Genomic DNA, 1,966 nt, shown 5'->3' with positions numbered 1-1,966 from the left:
TCAACCGGGCAGCCCCGACCACACGGTCGGGGCTCCCCGCATTTAAACACCACCCGCTCCGACACCCCGACCTAGTGCCGGCGGCCGCGCCGTGGTGGACCGCCGCTAACCGTGCTAGCTTGTTCAGTGATCGTGTCATATCGACTGGAGGTGAGACCCATGAACGCAGTATCCATAGTGGGCGCTCCCTCGCTGTCCACGATTTCGCGACTAAGGTAGTCGCCGTCGGGAGCGTCATTTAGCGCAAAACCGCGAAAGGCGACTCCCATGAACAGAAACCATTCTTCGTCCCTGAACTCCACCCCGACGCCGGCTTCCATTGCCGGGGCTAGTGGACTGAAACGAGCGTTGGTCCTAGGCGGCGGTGGGTCTACAGGCAATGCCTGGCTTATCGGCGTCGTGGCTGGGCTGTATGAGGCTGGGCTCGACGCAACTACGGCGGACTTGACCATCGGAACGTCAGCCGGCTCCACGGCCGCGGCGCAGATCGCGGGTATGTCTCCGACTGAACTTTTGGCGGCCACGCTGGCGCCGTTACCTGTCTCCCGGCAACGCCCCGGGGGAGTCGAGACGCGCGCTAGGCCGGCGGTAGATCATCTGGCGCGTATTAAGGGAATCATCTCTTCGGCCGTAGACGCTGCCGACATGCGACGCAGATTGGGATCGGCCGCATTGGATCTGGATGCGGGTGCCGACGATTCCTGGCAGGCACAGTGGCGAAAAACGGTCGCTTCCCGGCTACCGAACCAAGACTGGCCGGAGCGGGCGGTATTCATCACGGCCGTCGACGCGAAGACGGGTGAACCGGCCGTTTTTGACCGACACAGTGGAGTCGATTTGGTGGACGCCATCGCAGCCAGTTGTTCCAGTGGCCGTCCATACCGGATCGGGGACAACTACTTCATCGATGGCGGTTACCGGTCCAATGCGGAGAATGCGGATCTCGCCGCTGGATTCGGCCGGGTCCTGGTGCTTTCACCGTTCGGCGGCAAGTCCCTGCAGCCAGTGGAGTGGGGCATGCACCTCGCCACTCAGATAGATGCTCTGCGCCAAGGTGGCAGCAGTGTGGCCACAGTATTTCCCGACAGCGACGCCGAACACATGTTTGGAGTAAACGCCATGGACCTTTCGCTTCGTCCCGCCGCCGCGCAAGCCGGGTACGAACAAGGAAGAGCCCAAGCGGCAACGCTCAAGGAACTCTGGAGCTGATACCAGCAAGGGCCCTCACTTTTTACGTGAGGGCCCTTCTGCTTTCGCGTACTCGTGGTGGGTTCCCGGAGGGAACCTGCTAATCAACTGGCCGGTGACTTTGCGGCCTTGGCAGCTGCTTTTGCTGCCTGCTTGCTGGCGCGCACTTTGGCCAACGACGCCGGGTCAACTATGTCGGCGACCGACAGGTAAGAGCCCTGTTCGCCATAGTGGCCGGATGCTTCCCTCCACCCTTCAGCCCGGAGCCCGCATTGTTTCCCCAGCAACGCCAGGAAGATCTTTGCCTTCTGTTCTCCGAAGCCAGGTAAAGCCAGGAGGCGCCGGAGCACTTCAGCGCCGTCGGGATTGCCGCTTGTCCAGATTGCCGCTGCGTCTCCATCCCAATCACGGTGCACTGTCTCCGCCAGTGCTTGGACCCTGCCCGCCATGGATCCCGGGAATCTATGGACTGCCGGCCTTTCCTTGAAAACTTCGACGAACTCGGCGGGGTCGTACTCGGCGATCGCGGCCGGGTTCAGCGACCCCAAGCGCGCGCGGATTTTCTCAGGCCCGGCGAAGGCCGATTCCATGGTGACTTGTTGGTCCAAGAGCATGCCCGTCAGTAGCGCGAATGCGTCGTCGCTGAGTAGCCGGTCCGCGGTGGGATCTCCTGTGATGTGCAGTTCCATGGGTCCCATCCTCCCACCAGTTGCAGCTCCTGTCTGGGCTGCCGTGGGTGGTGTTTGTGGGTGGATTTGCGTTGGTGTGGTGGGGCGTG

General features: G+C 62.3%; 2 protein-coding genes. One reads left to right on the top strand and one right to left on the bottom strand.

Annotation, left to right across the window (positions count from 1 at the left end; all coding sequences use genetic code 11):
• The first annotated feature begins 267 nt into the window (after positions 1-267).
• Positions 268-1,209 (top strand): patatin-like phospholipase family protein, encoded by a 942-nt coding sequence (locus tag QRN04_RS16855; RefSeq protein ID WP_284977183.1) that lies wholly within the window; start codon positions 268-270, stop codon positions 1,207-1,209.
• Positions 1,210-1,292: 83 nt separating this feature from the next.
• On the opposite strand, the gene QRN04_RS16850 is transcribed toward QRN04_RS16855, so the two are convergent.
• Positions 1,293-1,886: an HhH-GPD-type base excision DNA repair protein gene (locus QRN04_RS16850; protein ID WP_284977184.1), complete on the bottom strand. Its 594-nt coding sequence runs from the start codon at positions 1,884-1,886 to the stop codon at positions 1,293-1,295.
• Between the last annotated feature and the right edge of the window lie 80 nt (positions 1,887-1,966).

Origin of the sequence: Arthrobacter sp. efr-133-TYG-104 (assembly GCF_030208915.1) — a bacterium.
GTDB lineage: Bacteria > Actinomycetota > Actinomycetes > Actinomycetales > Micrococcaceae > Arthrobacter.
Note: the sequence above shows the minus strand (reverse complement) of the source record. Positions and strands in the feature narration are given on the sequence as shown.

Bases quoted from the DNA above. Each gene is read 5' to 3' on its own strand.
- QRN04_RS16855 (WP_284977183.1), top strand. From the start codon at position 268: ATGAACAGAAACCATTCTTCGTCCCTGAACTCCACCCCGACGCCGGCT.
- QRN04_RS16850 (WP_284977184.1), bottom strand. From the start codon at position 1,886: ATGGGACCCATGGAACTGCACATCACAGGAGATCCCACCGCGGACCGG.